This window comes from Sphingomonas sp. S1-29, assembly GCF_026167545.1.
In the GTDB taxonomy this organism is placed as follows: domain Bacteria; phylum Pseudomonadota; class Alphaproteobacteria; order Sphingomonadales; family Sphingomonadaceae; genus Sphingomonas.
In genome coordinates, this window is sequence record NZ_CP110678.1 from 1,502,822 (window position 1) to 1,517,465 (window position 14,644).

Annotated in this window: 17 protein-coding genes; 12 read left to right on the forward strand and 5 right to left on the reverse strand. The window is 55.7% G+C overall.

What is annotated here, in order from left to right; genetic code table 11:
- The first annotated feature begins 58 nt into the window (after positions 1 to 58).
- The gene (locus OKW76_RS07000) at positions 59 to 610 is read left to right on the forward strand and encodes a hypothetical protein (protein WP_265552340.1); all 552 of its coding nucleotides are present in this window, start codon (positions 59 to 61) and stop codon (positions 608 to 610) included.
- A 3-nt stretch (positions 611 to 613) separates the two neighbouring features.
- Here the strand turns inward: OKW76_RS07000 and OKW76_RS07005 are convergent, their stop codons facing one another.
- The 4 genes from OKW76_RS07005 to OKW76_RS07020 are packed head-to-tail and all read right to left on the reverse strand — an operon-like array spanning position 614 to position 6,334.
- Positions 614 to 2,488 carry a hypothetical protein gene (locus tag OKW76_RS07005; RefSeq protein ID WP_265552344.1) on the reverse strand — a complete coding sequence of 625 codons (1,875 nt, stop codon included), beginning with the start codon at positions 2,486 to 2,488 and terminating at the stop codon, positions 614 to 616.
- A 15-nt stretch (positions 2,489 to 2,503) separates the two neighbouring features.
- Positions 2,504 to 4,045 carry a hypothetical protein gene (locus OKW76_RS07010; RefSeq protein ID WP_265552346.1) on the reverse strand — a complete coding sequence of 514 codons (1,542 nt, stop codon included), beginning with the start codon at positions 4,043 to 4,045 and terminating at the stop codon, positions 2,504 to 2,506.
- The gene (locus OKW76_RS07015) at positions 4,042 to 4,395 is read right to left on the reverse strand and encodes a hypothetical protein (RefSeq protein WP_265552348.1); all 354 of its coding nucleotides are present in this window, start codon (positions 4,393 to 4,395) and stop codon (positions 4,042 to 4,044) included. Before OKW76_RS07015 ends, OKW76_RS07010 begins: the two co-directional genes overlap by 4 nt.
- 7 nt (positions 4,396 to 4,402) lie before the next feature.
- On the reverse strand, positions 4,403 to 6,334 hold the full coding sequence (locus OKW76_RS07020; RefSeq protein WP_265552350.1) for a glycosyl hydrolase family 28-related protein: 1,932 nt from the start codon (positions 6,332 to 6,334) through the stop codon (positions 4,403 to 4,405).
- A gap of 91 nt (positions 6,335 to 6,425) precedes the next feature.
- Here OKW76_RS07020 and OKW76_RS07025 point away from each other — a divergent pair, with 91 nt between their 5' ends.
- A complete protein-coding gene (locus OKW76_RS07025) occupies positions 6,426 to 6,929 on the forward strand; it encodes a hypothetical protein (protein ID WP_265552352.1) in 504 nt (167 codons plus the stop codon).
- 3 nt (positions 6,930 to 6,932) lie between these two features.
- Complete coding sequence (locus tag OKW76_RS07030; RefSeq protein ID WP_265552354.1) at positions 6,933 to 7,163, forward strand: hypothetical protein; 231 nt, start codon at positions 6,933 to 6,935, stop codon at positions 7,161 to 7,163.
- On the opposite strand, the gene OKW76_RS07035 is transcribed toward OKW76_RS07030, so the two are convergent.
- Positions 7,154 to 7,966: an IS5 family transposase gene (locus OKW76_RS07035; protein WP_265549176.1), complete on the reverse strand. Its 813-nt coding sequence runs from the start codon at positions 7,964 to 7,966 to the stop codon at positions 7,154 to 7,156. The genes OKW76_RS07030 and OKW76_RS07035 overlap by 10 nt on opposite strands.
- A 150-nt stretch (positions 7,967 to 8,116) precedes the next feature.
- On the opposite strand from OKW76_RS07035, the gene OKW76_RS07040 reads away from it, so the two are divergent.
- The 9 genes from OKW76_RS07040 to OKW76_RS07080 all read left to right on the forward strand — a co-directional run bounded on the left by OKW76_RS07040 (position 8,117) and on the right by OKW76_RS07080 (position 14,634).
- Complete coding sequence (locus tag OKW76_RS07040; protein WP_265552356.1) at positions 8,117 to 8,521, forward strand: hypothetical protein; 405 nt, start codon at positions 8,117 to 8,119, stop codon at positions 8,519 to 8,521.
- A gap of 113 nt (positions 8,522 to 8,634) precedes the next feature.
- Positions 8,635 to 8,949 (forward strand): hypothetical protein, encoded by a 315-nt coding sequence (locus tag OKW76_RS07045; RefSeq protein WP_265552358.1) that lies wholly within the window; start codon positions 8,635 to 8,637, stop codon positions 8,947 to 8,949.
- Between the two features lie 653 nt (positions 8,950 to 9,602).
- Complete coding sequence (locus OKW76_RS07050) at positions 9,603 to 9,737, forward strand: hypothetical protein (protein WP_265552360.1); 135 nt, start codon at positions 9,603 to 9,605, stop codon at positions 9,735 to 9,737.
- Positions 9,738 to 9,781: 44 nt separating this feature from the next.
- The gene (locus OKW76_RS07055; RefSeq protein WP_265552362.1) at positions 9,782 to 10,669 is read left to right on the forward strand and encodes an ArdC family protein; all 888 of its coding nucleotides are present in this window, start codon (positions 9,782 to 9,784) and stop codon (positions 10,667 to 10,669) included.
- A 70-nt stretch (positions 10,670 to 10,739) separates the two neighbouring features.
- Positions 10,740 to 11,087 carry a DUF2958 domain-containing protein gene (locus OKW76_RS07060; RefSeq protein WP_265552363.1) on the forward strand — a complete coding sequence of 116 codons (348 nt, stop codon included), beginning with the start codon at positions 10,740 to 10,742 and terminating at the stop codon, positions 11,085 to 11,087.
- Positions 11,084 to 11,425 carry a hypothetical protein gene (locus OKW76_RS07065; RefSeq protein ID WP_265552365.1) on the forward strand — a complete coding sequence of 114 codons (342 nt, stop codon included), beginning with the start codon at positions 11,084 to 11,086 and terminating at the stop codon, positions 11,423 to 11,425. Before OKW76_RS07060 ends, OKW76_RS07065 begins: the two co-directional genes overlap by 4 nt.
- A gap of 266 nt (positions 11,426 to 11,691) precedes the next feature.
- A complete protein-coding gene (locus OKW76_RS07070) occupies positions 11,692 to 12,126 on the forward strand; it encodes a hypothetical protein (protein ID WP_265552367.1) in 435 nt (144 codons plus the stop codon).
- Positions 12,127 to 12,390: 264 nt separating this feature from the next.
- On the forward strand, positions 12,391 to 13,818 hold the full coding sequence (locus tag OKW76_RS07075) for a KAP family P-loop NTPase fold protein (protein WP_265552369.1): 1,428 nt from the start codon (positions 12,391 to 12,393) through the stop codon (positions 13,816 to 13,818).
- 159 nt (positions 13,819 to 13,977) lie between these two features.
- Complete coding sequence (locus tag OKW76_RS07080) at positions 13,978 to 14,634, forward strand: hypothetical protein (protein ID WP_265552371.1); 657 nt, start codon at positions 13,978 to 13,980, stop codon at positions 14,632 to 14,634.
- Positions 14,635 to 14,644: the final 10 nt, after the last annotated feature.

A 14,644-nucleotide genomic window follows, 5' to 3' on the forward strand; every position in this document is an offset into this window, starting at 1 on the left:
TTATGGATCGAAGGCTACAAGGGGGACGATTATGAGGATTTGGGGGATAGCGCTGGGGGTGGCCGCGTTCGTCGCGCCGATGGCCGCGAATGCGCAGGCGTTCGGCGTCAAGCTCGGCGGCAATATCCGAGACTATAAGACCACCGAGCCGGAACCGGGCCAGCACATTGTTCAACCGCCGTTGCCCCATGCACGAATGGAACTATATTTCGCGATGGCGGCGGATGATGGCACGGTTTGCGCCGTTACCGGGGTCGGAAATACTATCCGCTCCGATCTCTCCGGCGTGGAGACAAGAAAGGAGTTTTCTTACTGGCGCGACGCTTTGGTGCGGCGCTACGGCCAACCTTCAGATGACTTCGATTGGTTAGACAAAGATGCCAGCACGGAAGAGAAGAATGACTTTCGTAAAGCCCTAAAGAGTGAGAAGCGCGTTCTCGATACCTTTTGGATAAAGGCTGACGGTGCCAATCTTCCTTCATCAGTGACTAACATCCGCCTTCAAATGACCGCCGGTGATGATGGGTCATATGTTGCCATTCGATATGAAGGAGCAGACTACGATACCTGTCAGGCGAGCTATTTTCGTAAAAGAGACACTGGCCTCTGATATTCAGCCGCTGAAGTAGCCCCCGCCGAAGCCGGGAGGGATCATGGACGGATTAACCGGCATGGCCCCCCGAGCTACCTCCTGCTCGATCTTCTTAGCGTCCATCGCGGCTTTTGCGGCGAGTGCCTGATCCTTCGCCGCCTTGGCTTCCTTGCCCGAGATTTCCGCACCCTTTTCGGCTGTCGCCATCTGCTGCATGGCCTGCTGAGCTTCCGCGTCCTGCTCGCTCGATTTCTGCGCGAGCCTCTGGATACGCTCGATTGTGGCGGTCTTGTCCGCCAGCGGCGCCATTTCGAGGAATGCCAAAAATTCAGGCGCAAATGGGCTCACGCCGGTCGAACCAGCGAGGGCCATAAGCTGTTCGAATACCTCGTGCTGCTGAGTGGTGAGGTCGGGAACAGTCGTTAGCTGGATATCCATATCCAGTTCAGCGAGACGGTTCTTCGTATCGATCTGAACCATGTGAGGCTGCATGACGGGCTGGCCCGTGTAGGGATCGATGAGCGGTTGCCCCGTCGCTGGATCGGCAACCGGGACCATCCGCTCTTCCATGACGGGTTCGTTGATCTGTAGGAACTCGACAGCGCGGGGATCGTCAACGATGCGCACCAAGGTGGGCTGATCGATATACTGGCGCGCCGCGAACCACATTCTTCGATATAGGTTCATTTCGAAAGCCTCAAAGCGCCCGAAAGCTCTCGCGAGTTCGGTGTATCCGGCCTGCTGGAGCATCTGCCGCGCGCGGCCTGACTCGCTCGACGATGCCACCCGTCCTAGAACCGATGGAGTCGGTGCCATACGGTCCAGATCGGCTCCGGACTGTTGCATGATCATCATCTGGCCTTGCGCCAAATCCTGCGAATGGATGACTTCCCAACCATCTGGGATTGCGCCATCGGCCCGTGCGGCTTCCTTGCGAACGACCTCAACATTCGTCGCGGCTGCACGGGGGTCCATAGCCCGAACTTGACGATGGTTGACCAAGTGCAGGAGGCGCGAACGACGGGCATTCACTTCGTCCTGCAACGGGATCATGTTGCGGATACACCCATATCTGTCGCCATTCTGCTTAATCTCGTAAGTCGTGGCGGCGATTGGGCAGATCGATACGCCCTCATCGTCCACATACTCACATGGTCCCGACCATAGCTCGCCCTGATCGCAAAATATCATCCGGTGCCATTCGCCGCCTGTCTGGTAATACAGATCGACTACGCGAAGGCGCTTCCGGTTGTGAGAGTGCCACCATTTCTCATTCGACTTATCATTCATGAAGTCGAAGCTATCGCCCTCAGGACGGCCAAGCTCTTCATAAGTCTTGGGGAACATGGCCTTTACATCGACGGCATCCATGAGCTTTGCGATACCGAGATACTTTGCGTCGCTATAGTCATGTTCGCGTGACAAAGGATCATAAACGAAATCTTCCCAGCGAATGCGGGAGACGGTAATGTTGCGACCGTCCCACTCGACAATCCCAGCCGCGATACCTTGGATGAAGTAGTTGTCGCTGCACAGCTTGCGAACGGTCTTATATTGAGCGCGATCAGCTACATACCTTAGCGTCTTGGTCGCAACATCGGCGGCGTCCTGAGACCGAAGCGTGCGGGGAAGGCACGCGGGATCGCTTTCACCGGCATCAATGATGCCGAGTATCCCCGATAGCGCTGGACCGATCTTGTTGGTGTAGATCGCGGGTTGCCCGCGCTTCTTCAAATCGGCGCGGACATCATCCGAAATCTGATCGCCATCGTAATAATCACGGTCGCGCTGAATCAGTTCGTTATTCTCGCGCGTGTTATCGCGGAACTCTTCAACAAACTTTTTGAGGTCGCTATGATCGAGGGGCGCGACATACTGCGCAATGTTATCATCCATCGACTATTTAGCCGATTACCCCCAACAGTCGTCGCTCGTTGCCCTACTATCGTCGTCGTCAAACATTGACCGCTTTTTCTTCGGCGCAATGATAGGCAACCATGCTGGGATTACATCCTCAAGCGCTCTCGCGATGGCGGAATCAGCATCCACCTGATCGTCCCTCTTCCCCGCCGGGAACATGGCGTATTCGCTGAGGGCTTCATCCCCGATGGGGCCGACCGGTAAATGCACCTGCCCCATCGCGGCCATAGCCTGATACCCCACCGCCTTACCCACTTTATCCCCCGAGCCTTTCGTCGGGAGCGGGTCGATCGTCACGAAGGTTTTGGTTTCAATCATGGCGGCGCTAACCATCGATTTGATCGCCGCCCAAGTGCCGTCGTTCTCAGGAAACCAAGCCCTTGGCTTGTATTTGCGGATCAGGGCGAAGGCACCCTCAGGCGCAATAACCGTCTTGGCGTTGGCATCGCGGGACAGCCCCAAGGCGATATCCATGGTGCAGCGCTTGCGGAACGAATCCACCAGCCAAAGCGCTCGATTATGGTCCACCGCCCATATGCGGAACACATTGTAGTCGTTGTTCCCCGAGGGGGCATGATCCGAGGTCATGTAATAGTTTACATGCTGGGGAAGCGCGCTTGGTTCATATCGATGGAACCACTCTCTCCGAAAAAACCCATCGGCATCCGGAGCCGGAGCTTGCTGATACTGGCCAGAGAATTGCAGCGGACCAAGGGAGGCACGATACCCCCGAACGACCTTTTCGGTGTAGCGAGCGGGGAACATATTCTCCCCCTCTTCGCGGGGATCGATCCACCCAATCGAAGTCGGTGGACGATCCACGCCATCGGCAAAGAGCGGGATGCACAAATGGTCATAATCTAGGTCCGGACGCCCAAGGATCGCGCCAGACACATCCCCCTCGTGGAGGCGCTGCATCACGCAAATGATAACATCGCGGTCTGGATCGTTGAGACGGCTTGGTACCGCCGTTAGGTAGGTCTCCACCGCCGTGGCACGCATTGCCGCCGACTTGGCATCATCAACCGAGTGCGGGTCATCGATAATAACAAAGTTGGCGCGGTTGCCGGTTATGCTCTTTAACGGAGTGGCTTCACGCGCCCCGAAACTGTCATTTTCGAACTTAGTCTTAGCGTCCTGATCGTTCCTCAACCCGATAGGCCAGCGTCGCTGAAACCATTCCGAAGTAATGAGGCGGCGCGTTTTGAGTGAATCGCGGGTCGCCAGATCGAAGCTATGGCTGGCGGATAGCACGCGGGTCTTTGGGCGAATGGCCCATAGCCACGCCGGAAATAGAACATTGACGATAAGGCTCTTCGCTGAGCCGGGGCAGATGTTGATCAACAGGCGTGTTATGCGACCATCGGTGCAGGCTTGCAGATGCTCCGCCAGAACATCCACATGCCAGTTATGCTTATATTCCGCTGTATCGACATGCGGCCATGCCAGCCGGATGAAGTCTTTGAACGACCGTTCGCAGAGTTCCTTTTCGTAAACGAGTTGCTGGCGAACGGTAAGCGTAGTTGCGCTCACGAATCCTTTCGGGCTTGTGCAGCTACAACCTTGCGGAGCGTCTCCTCATCCAAGTTGGACAGATCGATTTCGTCGAGTTCGTTCTCAGCCTTCTTCATTACGGTGGTTTGAGTAGGACGGCCCTGCCATCTATCTCCGAATTCCTTGATCGCGGCGACACGCGGCCCGCCAGCGGTATCAGGGTCAAGGATGATCTTGATCAACATCTGCGCGACCTTGATCGCGTTAGAGTCGAGAATGTCCTCGACGGTGGCTTTCTGGGAAGGCTTGCCAGCGAGCTTTCGCCCGCTGACACCTTTCTGGAACTGGCCGTTTGGTTTGCGGCCCTCGAATGATGTAGAATCGGTCATCCCATATTTATTCAGGAAGCATTCCCGCCTGCACCAATGAGATACGGATTGCTTCGATAGCAGCACGAGCCTCTGTATCGATCGTTGTTCCGCCCATTACTTCGGGAACGGAGTTGAAACCGTATCTAAAGCCGACGCTGAGACCGGTATAATCGGTGGGTGCAACGATCACCCCGTAGGCTCTGTTGAACTTCTCTGACAGGCGGGTGACCGTCCCACTCATCCTCAGCCCCCAAAATGCAGTCGGCGGGCTCTGAGTATCAATCGTATGGTTGTTCTCAATCGTTAGGTCATGGAAGATAGCGGAGCCGCCACTTACCAAGATGCCCGAACCATTGGTCAATACTCCTGCACCGTTGGAATCGAAGGCGGTATTATTACGAATCATTACGGTACCGATTTCACCTTCGTCATAGGTGAAGAGGGCAACGCAATAGCTGCAACCATAGGAGGTGTTGCCCTCGATCAATCCCTTGTCGTGCTTCTGTCCTTCGAGCCCGCCAATCACTAGCACGCCCGCATTAGCCGTCGTCATACCCTCTGCGATGCGGAAGGTGTTGTTGGTGACTTCCCACTCCTCTTGCCCATAAGGCGAAGCAATCGTGACGCCGCCTTTAACATCGACGCCGGGGTAAGGGATGTTGCTGAACTCGAACTGGTTATTGCTGATCTTCGTCGAGCGGGCAGGCTTGAGGTAATCCTGTTCGCCTTGACCGAAGAAGCAAATACCGAATGCGAGGATATCGAGGAAGGTGTTGCTATCAATGATCAGGTTGCGAGATTCTCTCGTGGTATTCTCGCTGACCCATACGGCCTGATATGCACCACCCCGGAAGGTGTTGTTGATCAGCCGCTGGTTCGCACCATGTAGCTCGACGCCACACGCATTCCCATTACCGATGTCTGGGATGAATGGCGGAGAGTCGAATAGGCATTCCGAAATCACGACATCCTCAGCCCATGCGAAGATGGACGAATGATCGAGCGTGTCCGTGCCGTTATTGATGAACTTGCAGCGGGCGATATTCCAGCCGCTACCGAGCGGGATGTTGACGCCTTCGGGTGGGGGTCCGCACTGCCCCATGACAATGCAGGAAACCCCTGCGGTATTGATGAACTCGCAGTCATGGATATCGACATTATCGATATAGGCAGCATTGCCCGAGACATGCAGATGCGCATGATTGCGTAGCGAATGCGCGTGCTTGTTGTTCGCGCCGTTCATGTCGAAACGGAGATTCCGGATCGAGATGTTTTCGAGCGCGGTGTTGGTGAACATCAGCGCCATGCCGATCGGTGCGGCATCGCTCGAAAGATCAGGGGCCATCATGATGGTGGTCCCGCGCTGGCCTACAAGCTCGATACCGCTGCGCAGGAAGAGCGCGACCTTCATATCGTTGCCGCCAGCCCATGGATGCAGGCCGGTGGCGCTTACCTTGTAGGTGCCGGTCGGGAATAGGACGCTGGCAACACCGCCTTGGCTGGCGTCGATCGCTGCTTGGATCGCTGCGGTATCATCCGCGATGCCGTTGCCGACCGCGCCGTAATCCTTGACCGAGACCGTCTCCGCGAGCTTCCGAGCTACGGTGCGTCCCTGATACCCCACTAGCGTTGCGCCAGTAGGAGACATGACGGTCGCGAGCCCCTCCCCTTGGGTGCCCTGCGGACCTTGAGGACCGGGCTCAGCTAGACCGATCTTGATCCACCGTCCCGCCGCCAGCGGCTTATCGGGAGTCAAGACGGTATCGGCATCGTCCTCAGCGGTGGAGATGGCGTCCCAATAGTAGAGACCCCCGAGACCGTCACCGGGGGCCATGCCGCCGTTTACGATAGCGGAATAACCGTTTCGGATTTTGTTGGCCGGGATCGATCGAAGTTCGTCGAAGGTATCGGCGGTGGCGAAGATTTTCCCAAAATCGGGAATGTTGATCGTTAGCATCCATTATTTAGCTGGATGCTCGGGTTGGGTTGTCGGTCGCCGATCAATCCAATAGCCAACGGGCTATCTGTCTGAAACCGGGGGGTTAGCTATGAAGATTGTATGGGCCGCGATGATGTCGGCGAGCTTGGCAGGGTGCGGGTCGCCGCCAACCGAAAACACCGCCACAACCACGGGCGCGAACGAGATTGCAGTAACGCCGGTTATTGCCGAACCAGCGGTCGAACGGGTTGTCGAACTCCCTGACACCTTCGTCACCCAAAACCCGCTTGGAGCGTGCAAAGCTCTGATCGCGGTAGTGAACGGTCGAGACCCCGGCACCATGACCGCGAAGAAACTGGAGGATAATCTCTTCCATGTTTCATACCGTCGTCCCGACGATGGGAAGCGGTGGCAGTCACGATGCCAAATCACCCCGGATGGCCAATCAATGCAGTGGGCGCAGTTCGACGCGTTCGATGATGGCCAGCAAGGTCGCTGGCGAACCGAGGATGTCGCAACCTACACCGTGGAGGGGTCGTCGCTGACGGTATCGGTAGACATGATGGGAGACGCGATCACGAAGACCTACCCGATGTCGAAAGTGATGGGGTAGGGAATGGTCGCCTTCCCGTTCAACACATGGGGATATGAATTCGAGAGCGGCGTTAATTCGATCATGATGGCATTTGACCAAGCTGACGATGCTTTCGCTAAACGCCTTGATGAACTGATAACCCGACTTCGCGAGGTTGAACGGGCAGTCAATTCCGGCCAGCATATCGCAGTCGCGGAGGACGACTATCCGCCTGAGACCTACCTAAGAGCCCGTCTCGAATCTCATGCGTAACGAGCGAGCCGCCGGATAAGCAACATGGCGGACGCGGCGTATAGGAAGGCAGTGGCGGATCGGATGCTTTGCTCGAAATCTTTGGCGAGGCGTCTGTTGCGGTTGAGCCAGGCAAAGGTTCGTTCGACGACCCAGCGGCGCGGATGGACGACGAAGCCGGTCTGGTCGGCGAACTTACGCACGATCTGGATGCCGATCGACGTCGCCGTTGCGACACGCGCGCTGGTATAGGCACTGTCGGCGTAAACGAGCTTCACGAACGGGTGCCGCTCGCGGGACATCTTGAGCAGAGGCACGGCGCCGTCGCGGTCCTGCACGTCGGCAGGGTGAACCAGCAGTTCGAGCGTCCGCCCGTCGCTATCCACCATGGCATGGCGCTTTCGACCTTTGATCTTCTTGCCGGCATCGTAGCCGCATGGGCCACCGGCCTCGGTCGTCTTCACGCTCTGGCTGTCGATCACGGCCGCTGATGGCATCGGCTCGCGCCCGACACGGGCACGATCCATCTGGACGAGATGGTGGTTCAACCCCTCGAACCCGCCACTATCGCGTAGCTCGCCGAACCAGCGATAGACGGTGCGCCAGGGCGGGAAGCCATCAGGCAGAAAGCGCCATGGGCAGCCCGTCCTCAGCACGTAGAAGATCGCGTCGAGCACTTCGCGCCAGTGCCAGCGGCGACGTCGCCCTCGATCGCAAGGCTTGGGCAGAAGCGGCGCGACAATCGCCCACTCCGCATCGGTCAGATCGCTTCCATAGCGCAGGCCCGTGCGGCTATGCAGCGCACGGGCGGTCGGGTTCCACATGATGCCTTCCAGGTCTGGTCTCGCAACCGCCCGGAATCACATCGAAGCTCGATCGTCCACTGTTACGCCACCGTTCTGACACGGCCTCTAAGATATGACATTCATCAAGCAGGAAGGGCGCGGCAGCTATTAGCTGAAGCAACATTGCTTATGCTTTTCCACTTTTGGGAGAGGCAGGTTGGCCGATGGGCGCAATACGAAGGCGCTCAGGTGCCGCGCAATTTCAAAGATCAATGCGCTTATATTTCAAATCACCTTCAAGTCGATGACAAATTAGAGCTACTTCACTTAGTGATAACGATCATCAAACATGATGATCATAACGCTGACGCCGATAAGCGACGAGCCCAGCGCATCTGGGATTTCTATGGGCGGCATGATCTGTTTCAAGATTCAGACGGCAATATGCCCACGCATAAACTTTCGCAGCCGTATGACAATCTCAAGATCGTGCGCCGTAATGTTGAGGAGTTTGCCGTAGCGGTAAGCGCGTCAGGCCCAAGGGTCGATGATACATCGTTCGACCCAAAACCAAAAACTGACGAACAACAATAGGCGGCTTTGGTTTTACGATTTGAAGGGGGTGGGTCTGAGCGCTCTGCCAAGGCTGCCCTTCACGCCCCTAGCGTGACCCGCTACCGTTAAAGCCTCACAGCAAGGACGCCCAAATGGATCGATTTCAGATTGACAGTATCGTGCCAGCCTACCCCAACTTCTGGAAGGCCGTTGTATCCTTCAGGACGGTTGAGGATGTTGCTGGCCGCTCCGTCGCTCAAGTAGCTAACTTGACCGTCCGGTTAAGCTTCGATGAAAATCGGCCCACAATCGAACTACTCGAAGCAGTATATGAAGCTGCGCGACACGCGCTGGCGTTAAGCTCATCCTATGCCAGTGAGAACGATCACGAGACCGCAGCCAAACATGAAAACGATGTTTTAGAGAAACAAGCTAAAGCTTGGGAGAGCCCCACCTTCGGAACTTAACAATTTTTAGAATCGTGGATGTATGTGGTGGGGAAATTTCGCCCCGGTCCTTCGCGAGAGGGACACGGGTGGGGGTGGGGTCGCGGATCGTCTCCCCGACCGTCTCCCCGACGATCTGCCCCATGATGTGCCCCGATCCTCGCCCCATCATAGATAGATACCACCGCGCGCGGCATCGCCGGGGATATTCCCCAGCTTGTCCCTGATCGTCCCCTGATCCCTGTCCTATCGTCTCCCCTATCCTTTCCCCTCATCATCGCCCCAGATCGTGCCTCAAACGGTGTTGGGACGATCGCCCAATCATCCCCAGATTAACCCCTGAATCGTCTCAGATCGTCAATAAATGACGGTTTTCTGCGGGTTTCATACGGTTTGCATAACCGTATGAAAGGTTTCGGGCGAGCTTTCGGGGACGATTGCGGTATTGGTAGCGTTAACAGCATCAGACACCGCCGAAGCTGCCGCGCCGCTGACATGTGGTGTGTTAGTCTGACCATACACCTAATGTGTCCATTTTAGTTGACACCTCGCCTGCGGGGAATACTTGGGAAATATTCGCTCCCCTGACTATTTCCGCTTGACAGTATAGCGAGCCATCGACATTAATAAAGGCGTCAACCGGGCCAAGCCCGACCAATGGAGACCCTCCCAGAATGATTGACCGATCTGAAGTCAACCGTGCATTGGCCAAGGCCATCGCGTTCAAAGCTTGCGGCAAGGATGCCGCTGCCAATGAGTGGGCGCGCAAGCTTATTGAACTGCTGGAATGCGCCGACATCCTTAACTGAGACTGACTGTCAACCGGGCCAAGCCCGACATTCGGAGACACATCATGAAGCGCGATATCTACGCAACCGTCACCGCTCAAATCATTGCCGATCTGAAGCAAGGCATTGCCCCTTGGGCTCGGCCTTGGACGGCTGGAGCTAGCCCTATGACGATGCCAAGAAACCACATTAGCGGTCGCGTCTATTCAGGCGTCAACATCCTGTTGATTTGGTCGGCGATGTCTAAGGGTAATTATGCGGTCAATCGGTGGCTTACATACAAGCAAGCTACCGATCTCGGCGGGCATGTCCGCAAAGGCGAGCGCGGCACCACGATCGTTTATGCGGGGTCGTTCGTCCCAGAGAGCGAAAAGGCGAAGGCCGCTCAGACTGGCAAGGATGCTGCTAGCGTGTTTTTCCTCAAATCGATGTCGGTTTTTAATATCCAGCAATGTGAAGGCATCGGCACCTTTGAGGCCCCCCTCCCAACCAATGATGAGCGCGACCGAGTGGCACTCGCCGACAGCCTATTTCAGGCAACCGGCGTTAAGGTGCAGCACGGCGGCGACAAGGCATTCTATTCGCCCTCTCAAGATTTCGTCCAAATGCCCGAAAGTGCGGCATTCCCCGATCTGCTCGATTACTACCGCACCCTTAGCCATGAACTGGTTCATTCGACCGGGCATAAGAGCCGCCTTGATCGCGCCATCCTCAATAAATTTGGGAGCAAAGACTACGCTCGCGAGGAACTCGTCGCGGAGATCGGCGCGGCATATGTCTGCGCAGGGGTCGGCATCGAATACACGACCCGTCACGCGGATTATGTCGGCAACTGGTTAGCCGTCCTTCGCGAAGATGATCGCGCCATCTTTAAGGCGGCATCGCTGGCCAGCAAGGCCGCACAGTGGATTGAAGCGTGCGCCGGGGAGGATGTCGAGCAACTCGCCGCCTAATGCCTTGGGGGCGGTTAGCGCCGCCCCCTCACCGTCAACCGGGCCAAGCCCGACACTCTGGAGACCTACCGTGCAGCTATTGACCGTCGAACTTCGCGCTAAGCTTGTTGCCAATCGTGGCACCGACAACGCCGTTCCCGTGCTGAAATTATATAATCCCGTGGGTGCCGCCACATGGCTCGCCACCGAGATCGATGGCATGACACTATTCGGGCTGGCCGACTTGGGCTTCCAATGCCCCGAATTGGGCTATTTCAGCCTTGGCGAGATCGCCCGAATCCATCTTCCTTTCGGATTGCGCATCGAACGCGATGCCTCATTCAAAACCGGCCGCACGCTTAGCGAATGGGCTGAGGCATCGCGCGCCCATGGCTCTGTCGCGGCTGCTGAAGCTATCTTCGCGGGGATGGGTCGATGATCGCCCGCGTCGCCTACTACCGCATTGGGGACCATGCCTTGTCGTATGAGACCCTGCCCCTTGTTGAGGCTGTCGAGCTACTGCGCGCCCTTAAGGTGCCGATGAACAACAGGGGATGGGCTCCCCAGATTCTTGGCGAGGGATGGACAGCCGCGCTTGGCGAGGATCGCCGCACCGGTAAGCCGGTCTGGTCGATGACCTTTCGGGCGGATGGCTATTTTCGGTCGCGCGAATGCTCGATCGCTCGATCGTGCGGGGTTCGGTACCCCAGCCATAGGAAGGGATATCAGGCGAGCGAACGGACATTCGCCAAGTTCGTCGGGAGGATGGTTGCCTAGTGCCCATCCGGGCCGATACAGCGCTAGGAGAAACATGGAGGGGCATTGCGCCCCTCTATGCGTGTCGGGCTCCTACGGGCTCGTATGGGGACATATGACGCTAACCGGAACCCACCTGAAGGAAATGCGCGTAGCCCTTGGTATGAGTATCGACGAGCTATGCGCGGCGATCGACATGAAGGACCGCCGAACCATGATGCGATGGTCGCATTCAGCTAACGAACTGCGCGGAAAGGCACTGCTCGCGGTATCCCATTATATGGGGCATGGCCGCGATGAACGCGCCGCATTGGAAGCCGTGGAGCTATGGCGCAATCTTACAGGGGGCGGAAATGATCCTACAGGCGGCATTAGCATTTAACCTAATCTGTAGTGGCACCCTAACAGAAGGGCTTATGGGCAAGGAGCGCCCTGTTTCTATTGAGTTTCGGGTTGATTTAAAGCTTAAGCGCTATTGCGCTCAGGCGTGCCCTGAAACCTTCGACATTGCAGCTTTTGATGACCGCATGATCCTATTCGTAAATAGCGACAATGAAGGTGAAAAACTCATTAGATATGTCAATAGGGAGTCGGGAAAGTACTACGCTGAGAGGACATACCGTCTGCGTAATGCGACAAAGCCGACCGACCCTATCAAAGATGTATCTAAGCTTGAATGCAAGCGCGCCCCATTCTCTGGATTTCCCGCACGCAAATTCTAGCTGATCATCGGTCCAGCATCCCCACAAAGCTCTTCAAACTTCCCCCGATGCTTCGATATGATCTCGCTAACTCTACAGCGTCATAATCTGCTGGATCATGTCCAGAGCGCTTGAGCGCGTCATATAGACGATTGGCTCGACGGCGGGCGATACGGTCGGGGATGATTTGCTCATACCGTATCTATCGATCGGGTCGCAAAGCCGCTTCCGCTACCATTGCGAGAGGGGCTACCCAACCGAGCGCGTGCCATTTAGCGTGTAGGTATGATCCACGAACCTTGGTCAGGCGACCACCTCAATCGCAAGGCAGATGCCGAGCATCTTCTTCAGATGGTTCTTGAGCGATACGAAGCCCGCAGAAAGGCTGGAAGCGCCGGTTACACCCTAAATCTGGATGCGCGTTGGGGAGAGGGTAAAACCTACTTCCTCCAAAATCTTCAGGCACAATTAGCCGAAGACGGCAGAACCGTCGCCATGGTCAATGCATGGCAGGATGACCATGGCGATGACCCCCTCACATCGGTGATCGCGGCTATCGACGAGATGCTGCTGCCATTTGCCCATAAAGACAGCGTAACCGTGCCATTCGATCACGCTAAGCGCGCCGCTGCCGCCATTGGCACGGAAGCCCTGAAGCAAGTGGGATTTCATTTCATAAAGATGGCTACCGGAATAGGCTTAGAAAAGCTGATCGAGCAGGCCAGCGATGGAGCCGAGACGCTGGACGCCGCCGCCTTTGAAAAGGGCGCAGACGCGGCACTGAACGCCGTTGCAGCGAAGATTGCGGCGGAACGAGTCGCAAATCACAAGGCCGCATCCCGTGCCATCGAAACTTTCCGTAGCCGAATCCGAGAGACGATAGCCGCCGCGTCAGCCAGCGGCGGAGCGACGCTGCCCATGTTCGTGTTTATTGACGAGCTTGATCGTTGCCGTCCGCTTTACGCGATCAAAATGCTCGAAGACATCAAACACCTCTTTTCGATAGAGGGGCTTATATTCATCGTGGCAACTGATAGTGAGCAGTTGGCACATTCGGTGAAAGCGATCTACGGCGAGGGTTTCGATAGCAACCGCTACCTTCGCCGCTTCTTTGATCGTGTATTTGTTTTTCCAAAGCCATCGAAGAGACGGTATTTGGAAAACCTTGCGCTCTCATTCGATATCGATCTGTCTGCCAGCTTCTACCCCACCCTTGGCTTAAGCCCGGTTGATATCTTTGAAACATGGACAAGTTCTTTCAAATGGTCGAACCGCGATTTGGAACAGATGTTCGATATTATTGCCACCTATGTTGCGAGTTGGAATTATAGGATCAAGGTCGAGCCACTTACTCTACTCAAAGCAGTTGGTGAATTTTACACTTTTGGGAATGACTCTAATCAGAGCCGTAGCACAGAAGACCCATACATGGCTTCCTTCGAAGAATGGCGGCTACCGCCCTTAAAGAATATTGATATGACACGGGGGCACACGACGGAAAAACGAACTAAAGCTTCGAATGTAATCGCCACCCTGAAAGCAGCTATGACCCAACCCGTCGTTCATGCAAAGTATGACCATGAATATAGCAGGGACTATATGCATGAAGAGCGGAATACTCGCGGTCCACTGATGGGCAATGATATTTCCCCATCTTTTTTAACCGAGGTCGAGTCGCGCGTTTCGAATGCGGGTCGTCATATTGTGACTTAACAAATAGCCACCCAGAGCAATTTTCTTTCTCGAACCGTATTTTATCGGGCACGGCAGATCGCTAATTAGCTAACCTCACGCGCCCCGCGCCGCGTTGGCTGGTGCTGATTGACGCCGGGGGCGATGGCCCTACCATGATGGTGAGTCGGGGGATGAATAATGAAGAAGATGGGGTTTGCTTGGGCCATCGCTTTGGTATCGGCCAATGGCGCTGCTAACGCTCAAGAAATGCGGGAACTGGTAACACCAAGCAAGGGCATAAAATCGACAGCCACGGTTGGAAGCAATGTATATGTTCATCAAAAATACAGGGCTGCCAAATCCTATCGCATCGACGAACCGGTTAAAGCAAAGATTTTGTTTGCACAGGTTGATCTTCCTGCTGGAACGCAACTTATGCGGATCGACAGCAAGGCGAAACTAAAGGCGTGTGCCTCACCGACAATGGAAGCATTTGCCAAAAAGTACTATGTCGGTTGCCTTATGGATGACGACGGGAACGGGACTTTCGACAGGGTAGCGGGTAATGAAGTTCAAAGCGGGAAGAAACTGCCGAAGCCATTACCATACATCGAGAGCGAGTATATCGATGGTGCGCCCGGCAGCCTGAAGCAAGTTCTGATCTACCTTGGGTCCACGAAGGACACGCTGCGCCTCTCATACCGCGAATTCGTCGATGACATGGCCCGACCAGCGTTTACAGAGGAATATACCTTTCCCCTAGGCACACAGTTTCCACAGCCAGTAGCCTTTAAGGATGTAAAGCTCACCATCACCGGGATCGATGGTGCTGGAATGCATTATGTGGTCGATTGACCAGTATCAG

What these genes read in the sequence shown, in the direction of transcription:
- OKW76_RS07005 (WP_265552344.1), bottom strand. Translation starts at nt 2,488, where the DNA reads ATGGATGATAACATTGCGCAGTATGTCGCGCCCCTCGATCATAGCGAC.
- OKW76_RS07015 (WP_265552348.1), bottom strand. Translation starts at nt 4,395, where the DNA reads ATGACCGATTCTACATCATTCGAGGGCCGCAAACCAAACGGCCAGTTC.
- OKW76_RS07020 (WP_265552350.1), bottom strand. Translation starts at nt 6,334, where the DNA reads ATGCTAACGATCAACATTCCCGATTTTGGGAAAATCTTCGCCACCGCC.
- OKW76_RS07025 (WP_265552352.1), top strand. Translation starts at nt 6,426, where the DNA reads ATGAAGATTGTATGGGCCGCGATGATGTCGGCGAGCTTGGCAGGGTGC.
- OKW76_RS07030 (WP_265552354.1), top strand. Translation starts at nt 6,933, where the DNA reads ATGGTCGCCTTCCCGTTCAACACATGGGGATATGAATTCGAGAGCGGC.
- OKW76_RS07035 (WP_265549176.1), bottom strand. Translation starts at nt 7,966, where the DNA reads ATGTGGAACCCGACCGCCCGTGCGCTGCATAGCCGCACGGGCCTGCGC.
- OKW76_RS07040 (WP_265552356.1), top strand. Translation starts at nt 8,117, where the DNA reads ATGCTTTTCCACTTTTGGGAGAGGCAGGTTGGCCGATGGGCGCAATAC.
- OKW76_RS07045 (WP_265552358.1), top strand. Translation starts at nt 8,635, where the DNA reads ATGGATCGATTTCAGATTGACAGTATCGTGCCAGCCTACCCCAACTTC.
- OKW76_RS07050 (WP_265552360.1), top strand. Translation starts at nt 9,603, where the DNA reads ATGATTGACCGATCTGAAGTCAACCGTGCATTGGCCAAGGCCATCGCG.
- OKW76_RS07055 (WP_265552362.1), top strand. Translation starts at nt 9,782, where the DNA reads ATGAAGCGCGATATCTACGCAACCGTCACCGCTCAAATCATTGCCGAT.
- OKW76_RS07065 (WP_265552365.1), top strand. Translation starts at nt 11,084, where the DNA reads ATGATCGCCCGCGTCGCCTACTACCGCATTGGGGACCATGCCTTGTCG.
- OKW76_RS07070 (WP_265552367.1), top strand. Translation starts at nt 11,692, where the DNA reads ATGGCCGCGATGAACGCGCCGCATTGGAAGCCGTGGAGCTATGGCGCA.
- OKW76_RS07075 (WP_265552369.1), top strand. Translation starts at nt 12,391, where the DNA reads ATGATCCACGAACCTTGGTCAGGCGACCACCTCAATCGCAAGGCAGAT.
- OKW76_RS07080 (WP_265552371.1), top strand. Translation starts at nt 13,978, where the DNA reads ATGAAGAAGATGGGGTTTGCTTGGGCCATCGCTTTGGTATCGGCCAAT.